We start from the raw sequence: 7204 nt of genomic DNA, 5'->3' as shown, positions 1-7204 counted from the left end.
CTCGCCGCGCTGCACGCCGCCAACGCCTTCGACGCCGCTCCGCTGCGCTCGGTCATGCACCGGCTGCACGTCCCCTTCGACGAGCTCACCGGCACCACCGGGTGCGAGCACCGGCTGCTCACGTCCGTGCGCGCCCGGCACCGAGTGGCCCTCGTGGGGATCAGCGGGTCGGGAAAGACGAGCGTCACCGAGTCCGTCCTGGGCCCGACCGTCGAGGGGCTCGCCCCGATCCCGGTCTCGGTCTCCGTCGAGTCGCCCGACATCGCGACCCACCCGGTGGCCTTCGCCGGCCACGTCGTCGCCCTCGTGCGCCGGTGGGTGAGCGCGGGACTACCCCGGGAGGCGGGACGGGTCGCGCGGTTGCGCGATAGGCCGGGTGTCACGAGTCAACGGTTCACCATCGCGCCGAGCTGGCTCGGGGCAAAGCTCGAGCTCGGCACCGAGCTGCGGCAGGCGACGGCCGACGAGCCGGTCTCCAGCGGGGAGCGGCTCGAGCAGGCGGCCCAGCTGCTAGCGATCATCGAGGCGCACGACCTGCTCCCCGTGCTCGTGCTGGACGACACCGACCGCTGGCTCAACCTCTCGTGGCAACCGGACAGCGAGGCGGCCCGAGCGGCGTTCTTCGGTCGCGTGGTGCGCGTGCTCGCGGAGGACCTGGCGACCGCGGCGATCGTCGCGGTCCACCCCAGCTACCTGAGCGACCCCAACTACCAGGCCGCCGCCGGGTTCCTCGACACGACGATCCGGATCCCGGCGCTGGCCGGCCCGGCCGCGGTGCACCGGGTCCTGGCCAGGCGCGCCGGGCTCGCCCTGGACGAGCCGGAGGACACGGCCCTGTCCGGCCTGCTCGAACCCGGCGCCGTCGCGCTGCTGTTCGACCAGTACCGCCCGGTCCCCGACCTGCGCCAGCGCATCCTGCAGGTGATGCACGTCGCCCTCACCCTTGCCGTGGACGAGCGGGCCGAAGTGATGACGGAGGCCCACATACGCGCTGCCCTGACGGAGACGGTCATCGAGCCGGACTGAGGTCGCCATCGGCTCGGAGGCCACGATGCTGGGTGCGCGTAGGCTGGAGGCCCGCTCGGCGGCATACGCCAGGAGGCTTGTCCCACCGGCAGATCGGAGGTCGACGCCATGACCGAGCACGATCCGGCCCTCCCCTGCTCCCGGGTCGGCGCCGACGAGCTACGACCCGGTGACCCCACTCCCGGGATGAGCCGACGGGTCGCCCTGCACACCGAGACGATGTGGTCCGGCACTGTCGACACCGACGCCGGGGCCGTGTCCGGCTGGCACCACCACGGCGAGCACGACACGACGCTCTACATCGTCTCGGGCCGGATGCGGCTCGAGTCCGGACCAGGTGGGCAGAGCGTCGTCGAGGCCGGGCCCGGCGACTTCCTGCGGGTGCCGGCCGGGGCGATCCACCGGGAGTCCAACCCGGGCGACGAGGCGTCGCGGGCGGTCATCGTGCGCTGCGGCTCGGGCACGCCGACCATCAACGTCGAGGGCCCGGCCGCCCGGGCCTGACGTGCACGTCGACCGGAACCGGCGCCCGAGCGTCGGGCAGGGCGCCCAGCAGTGCTGAGTTGTCCGCACGCCTCGAGACCTCGGAGAGCTCGCGCACTGCGACGGCTCCGACCGACGTTGCGTCGCGTTGCGCGAGCAGCTCCAGCGGTCACACGGACGACGTAACACCCACATCTGATGTATGTTGTGATGTATGCAACGGACGAACCTGTATCTCGATGAACGGCAGACGACCGCCTTGGACCAGATCGCTCGGGCCGAGGGTGTCTCGCGAGCTGAGGTCGTGCGCCGCTTGATCGACCGAAGCCTCGCCACAGAGCCCAGCGAGCTCGACGCCGACCTCGCCGCCATCGAGTCCTCGTTCGGTGCGCTTGTCGATGCACCTACCGTGCGGCGCGGGCCGGACCGGCGCGCGGCACACCTGGATAGCATTCGTCGCCGGTGATCCTCGTCGACAGCGATGTACTCATCGCGCATCTGCGTGGGGTGGAGGCCGGGCGAGAGTGGCTCCTACGCGCCCGTCGGGACACCGGTCGGTTGGCGACCAGCCCGGTGTGCATCGCCGAAGTCGCCGGTGGCATGCGTGCGCCCGAGCGTCGGGAGGTGACCAGGTTGCTGTCCAGCCTTGATGTGTTCCCGGTGACCCGACGGGTTGGCTGGCAAGCGGCACAGCTCATGCAGCGCTACCAGCGATCCCACTCGGGCATCGGGCTCGGCGACTACCTCATCGCGGCCACGGTCGAGGCTGAGGGCCTCGAGCTGGCAACACTGAACGTCAAGCACTTCCCGATGTTCCGTGGCCTGAAACCACCCTTCAGGCCTCCGGCGACGAGCTGACCCGGCCCGCCCGACCCACCAGCGCAGGCGACGGTCCCGGCCGAGAGGATGCCCTCCGGCCGGAACCACCGACTTGGTCAGCCGACGACCGAGCGCAGCGGGATGTCCGCGCTGCCCAGGTCGCGCAGCAGGTCACGCAGGAACGGGTGCTCGTCGACCTGCAGGCCGTCCGGGTTGGGGATGACGAGGTACGCGGAGCCGCCGGCCGTCGCGGTCTGCGCCTTGGCGGTGTACCCGTCCACGATCGCCTCGGTCCGGGCCAGGTCGCTCGTGGCGACCTCGATCGTGATCGGCCGCCACTCGCCGCCGAGGTTCGGCTGGACCGGCGCGGCCGCCGCCGCGGCCCGGGCCGCGGCCACGCTCGACGGCGCCGCCGGCCGGCGCTGCTGGGGCGCGGCGGACGGACCGGCCGGGTAGAGCAGCGTGTTGGCGACCAGGTGCAGGCCGCTCTCGTTGTAGGCGCGGAAGAGCGGGTTGTAGGCGAACAGCACCGCGCGGCCCTGTCCCGTCGTCGGGGTCAGCGCACCCGGGTGCCGCCCTGGAAGACCCCGACGACCGCCTGGTCGATCCCGGCCAGGTCGGCGGTGCGCTCCAGACGCCGGTCCAGCAGGACCAGGTCGGCCCGATGACCCTCGGCGATCCGCCCGACGCCCGCGTCGGGAGCGACCAGGTCGGCCGAGACCGAGGTGGCGGCGGCCAGGGCCGCCTCCAGGGACATGCCAGCATCGGCCAGCAGGGCCAGCTCGTCCAGGTTCTTCCCGTGCGGTCCGACACCGGTGTCGGTGCCGAACGCGATCCTGACCCCGGCCTCGATCGCCCGGGCGACCGCGGCCCGGTGGATCTCGACCACGCCCTTGGCCTTGGCCACCACCCGCTCGTTCATCGAACGCGTGGCCGCGGTGGCCAGCACCGCGAGCGGGGCGACCAGCGTGGGCACCAGGAACACGTCGTGGTCGAGCATCAGCTGGATGGTCTCGTCGTCCAGGTAGATGCCGTGCTCGATGGAGCGGACCCCGCCCAGGATCGCGTTCCTGATCCCGGCCGTGCCCTGGGCATGAGCCATCACGTAGGACTCGTGAGCGGCAGCCTCCTGCACGACGGCCCGGATCTCCTCAAGGGTGAGCTGGGAGTGCCGTGGGTCGTCACCCGGGCTGAGCACCCCGCCGGTGGTGCAGATCTTGATCTGGTCGGCCCCGGCGCGGAACATCCGCCGGGTCAGGGTACGCAGCTCGTCCGGGCCGTCACCGACGCCGTCGGGTCGGCCGGGACAGGCCGCGAACAACGGCACCTGCACGCCCGAGGGCAGCAGGTGGTCGCTGTGCCCGCCGGTCTGGCCGATCAGGTTGACGCTGATCCGCAGCCGTGGCCCGGCCACCACCCCGGTCTCCTGCGCGGTCTTCAGTCCCAGGTCGGCGCCGCCGGCGTCCCGCACGGTGGTGATCCCGACGTCCAGGGTGCGGCGCATGTAGTGCACGGACCGGTAGAACTGGAGCGAGAACGGGTCGAGGATGGCCGACAGGTCACCAGCGTTCTCCATCAGCATGTGAACGTGCGCGTCGACGAAGCCCGGGGTCAACGTGTGCCCTGTCGCGTCGATGACCTCCACCTGGGCGCTGGTATCGCCCGCCCGGGTCTCCGCGTTAGCCCCAACGTCCGGGCCGACCGCGGTGATGACCCCGCCCTCGAGCACCACGTCCGGGCTCCCCGGCAGGAAGCTCAGGCCGTCGAACACCTTCGCCCCGCGCACCACCGTGATGCCGCCACTCGACCCGGTCATGACCAGCTACCTCCTGCGCAACCGTTGACTGCCTCGTCCCGCAGACAGTACCGGTCCCGTTGTGGCCGGGCAGCAGGGCCCCGACTGGGCCGCGCCGGGCCGGTGACCGGCACCACCCTTCCGGGTGCGCGACCACGGTGACCGGCCGAGGCGAGCCCGGGCGGCACCAGGCCCGACCGGCCCGGGCAGGGACCGGTCGGACCGGGAGGGAGGTCAGCCGACGACCGAGCGCAGCGGGATGTCCGCGCTGCCCAGGTCGCGCAGCAGGTCACGCAGGAACGGGTGCTCGTCGACCTGCAGGCCGTCCGGGTTGGGGATGACGAGGTACGCGGAGCCGCCGGCCGTCGCGGTCTGCGCCTTGGCGGTGTACCCGTCCACGATCGCCTCGGTCCGGGCCAGGTCGCTCGTGGCGACCTCGATCGTGATCGGCCGCCACTCGCCGCCGAGGTTCGGCTGGACCGGCGCGGCCGCCGCCGCGGCCCGGGCCGCGGCCACGCTCGACGGCGCCGCCGGCCGGCGCTGCTGGGGCGCGGCGGACGGACCGGCCGGGTAGAGCAGCGTGTTGGCGACCAGGTGCAGGCCGCTCTCGTTGTAGGCGCGGAAGAGCGGGTTGTAGGCGAACAGCACCGCGCGGCCCTGTCCCGTCGGCTCGTCGACGAGCGCGACGGTGCCCTTCAGCGCATCGGCGTGCACCGTGTAGCCGTTGGACCAGAAGGTGTCGCCGGCCGGGTAGGTCAGCACGTTGGTGCCGGTGGTGCTCGGCGTGAGGATCGAGTCGGAGTTGTTGAACTCGAAGTCCTCGGCCGGACGGCCCAGCGCCACCGGGCTCGTGGTGTCGACGTCCACCCGGAAGTGCGAGCCGATGACCTGGTAGCCGGTCGGCTTGGCCTGCTCGGTCGTCGAGGTGAGACCGGCCTTGCGGGCGACGCGGGTGCCCTCGTTGCGCAGGCCGAGGTAGGTGCCGCCGGCCGCGACCCAGGCCTTGAGGTTGGCCAGCCCGGTGGCGTCCAGGCCGCCGTCCTGGCTGTTGCCGTCCGGCACGAGCAGGACGCTGCGGCTCGTGAACGCCGGGCTGTTCGCGTTGACGTCCGCGGCGGTGACCGGTGCCAGGTCCAGGCCCCAGCGCTCGCCGAGGACGTAGCGGGCCTCCCCGTAGGAGCCGGAGGTCGTGGAGATGCCGGCACCCGAGAACAGGCCGACGTCGGGCCGGTGCAGGACGGTCCCGGAGGCCGGCGCGCGGCTGCCGGTCAGGGTGACGCCGTACGACCTGGCGAGCCGGTCGAGCGGGCCGGCCACCTGCCTCGCGGGCAGCCGCACGACGCCGGTCGCCAGGTCACGCCTGAGCTCGACGCCCTGACCGAGCAGGGCGAACGTCAGGTCGGCCGCAGCGGCGGAGTCCAGCGGGTAGGAGAACGATCCCCGGGGCGGCGCGAACGTGCCGATGCCGCCGTCGGTGCGCCGGACCAGCTCGGCCCGCGGGGAGAGCCGGTCTCCGGTGTAGACGGTCTGCACGCCCATGAGCAGCGGGTTGCTCCACGACGAGACGTCGTAGAAGTACGGGAACGGGACGTACGGGTCCTCGCCGATGAGCGCCTGGATCCAGTGCTTCTGCGGCTGGGCCATCGGGACCCAGTAGGCGCCGGCGGGGACCCGCAGGTCCTGGGCGGTGCGCCCGCCGAAGATCCGGGCGTTCGGGACCGTGATGGGCCGTGTCAGCCGGTAGACCTCGACGTCCATCCCGCGCAGCCGGTCGACGAGCGCCCGGACGTCACCGAGCTGCCGGTCGGGCAGCAGGAAGTACGAGCGCACGGTGATGTCGGGAACCGGGAACTGGACCGTGTTGGTGGGCTGCACGACCTGGTTGGGCTGGAGCTGGCCGGCCCGGCCCTCGGCGAGCGCGGTCTGCCAGATCCGGTAGTAGCCCGTCAGCACCTCTCGACGGTTGTCCGCCGCCCACCCGGTCGTGGCCCACTGGGTGACGAACTGCTGCTGGACTCGGTCGGCGACGGCGGACGCGCTGCCCTTCTCATAGGTCATCCCGGCCGCGCCGAACGCGGTGGCCGGCACGGTGTCGCCGTACCCCATGAAGAACAGGTCGTAGGCCCGGTAGTTGAAGTAGCACTCGGTGGTTACCTCGGGACCGCACGCGCCGTTGAAGCTCTCGTCGAAGGCGGCCGCGTTGGCCGCGCCGATGCGGTTGATCCAGTCGACCGGCTGGTCGGCGATCTCGTGGTGGATCGGGTCGGCGTTCGGCGGGAAGAAGTACTGCCTGCCGCCCATCTCGTGCGCGTCGACGAACACCTGCGGCGGGTACGAGCGCAGCATCCGGAGCTTGCCGTCGGTCTCCTGCTGGGTGCGCGCGAACCAGTCCCGGTTCAGGTCGAAGCCGTACGCGTTCTGCCGCCGGCTCGCGTCCCGGCCGTCCGGGTTCTGCGTGGGCACGATGACCGTGACGAGGTTGTCCAGACGCTTCTGCACCTCGCACGACTGGCCGCTGGCCAGCTCGTAGAGCGTCTTCAGCGCGCCGTCGGCGCCGCTCTTCTCGCCACCGTGCACGTTGCCCGCGATCCAGACGATGGCCGGCAGGTTCGCGGCGTAGCGGGCCGCCTGCACGGGCCCCAGGGCGCGCGGGTCGCGCATCTGGTCGATCTGCCGGGCGATCCGGGCGAGCTGTCCCGGGGCCATGGTGCGCTCGCTGGACACGATGGCGTACGGCAGGGGCTGGCCGTCGACGCTGGTGGCCATCACGCCGGTGACCACCCGGCGCGAGGAGCGGTCGACGGCCTGCAGGTAGGAGCCGATCTCCGCGTTCGTTACCGGCCGCTCCTGGCCGGTGCCGAGCGGGAACCCGAGAACCTCCTCCGGGCTGGGGACCGCGGCCGACCGGGCCGTCGGGTCGCTGCTGCACGTGCTCCTGGCGGGCTGGGCCGCGTCCGCGGAGACACCCGTGGCCACCGGCAGCACCGAGGCGACGAGTGCGGCGGCGGCCAGGACCGCTATCCGGCGGGTTCTGCCCTGTCTGGGTACGACGGCACCATGCATGGGTCCTCCCGGTGCTCA

The 7204-nt window shown here is 72.4% G+C and carries 7 protein-coding genes; 4 read left to right on the top strand and 3 right to left on the bottom strand.

Going from position 1 to position 7204, the window contains the following annotated elements; all coding sequences use genetic code 11:
* From WMI84_RS06905 to WMI84_RS06890, 4 genes are all read left to right on the top strand, one after another.
* On the top strand, positions 1-1026 hold a 1026-nt coding region (locus tag WMI84_RS06905; protein ID WP_347351605.1), incomplete at its 5' end, for a hypothetical protein.
* Between the two features lie 108 nt (positions 1027-1134).
* Positions 1135-1530 (top strand): cupin domain-containing protein, encoded by a 396-nt coding sequence (locus tag WMI84_RS06900; RefSeq protein WP_347351603.1) that lies wholly within the window; start codon positions 1135-1137, stop codon positions 1528-1530.
* A 193-nt stretch (positions 1531-1723) separates the two neighbouring features.
* Positions 1724-1975, top strand: a complete 252-nt coding sequence (locus WMI84_RS06895) for a CopG family transcriptional regulator (RefSeq protein WP_347351601.1) — start codon at positions 1724-1726, stop codon at positions 1973-1975.
* A complete protein-coding gene (locus WMI84_RS06890) occupies positions 1972-2367 on the top strand; it encodes a type II toxin-antitoxin system VapC family toxin (RefSeq protein ID WP_347351599.1) in 396 nt (131 codons plus the stop codon). Before WMI84_RS06895 ends, WMI84_RS06890 begins: the two co-directional genes overlap by 4 nt.
* Before the next feature lie 77 nt (positions 2368-2444).
* Here the strand turns inward: WMI84_RS06890 and WMI84_RS06885 are convergent, their stop codons facing one another.
* The 3 genes from WMI84_RS06885 to WMI84_RS06875 form a co-directional block, all read right to left on the bottom strand.
* Positions 2445-2858, bottom strand: coding sequence for a hypothetical protein (locus WMI84_RS06885; RefSeq protein WP_347351597.1), 414 nt, complete (start codon positions 2856-2858; stop codon positions 2445-2447).
* Positions 2859-2884: 26 nt separating this feature from the next.
* The gene (locus tag WMI84_RS06880) at positions 2885-4144 is read right to left on the bottom strand and encodes an amidohydrolase family protein (protein ID WP_347351595.1); all 1260 of its coding nucleotides are present in this window, start codon (positions 4142-4144) and stop codon (positions 2885-2887) included.
* 213 nt (positions 4145-4357) lie between these two features.
* The gene (locus WMI84_RS06875; RefSeq protein WP_347351593.1) at positions 4358-7186 is read right to left on the bottom strand and encodes a M14 family zinc carboxypeptidase; all 2829 of its coding nucleotides are present in this window, start codon (positions 7184-7186) and stop codon (positions 4358-4360) included.
* Between the last annotated feature and the right edge of the window lie 18 nt (positions 7187-7204).

The organism is Intrasporangium sp., from assembly GCF_039812505.1.
In the GTDB taxonomy this organism is placed as follows: Bacteria; Actinomycetota; Actinomycetes; order Actinomycetales; family Dermatophilaceae; genus Intrasporangium_A.
Note: the sequence above shows the minus strand (reverse complement) of the source record. Positions and strands in the feature narration are given on the sequence as shown.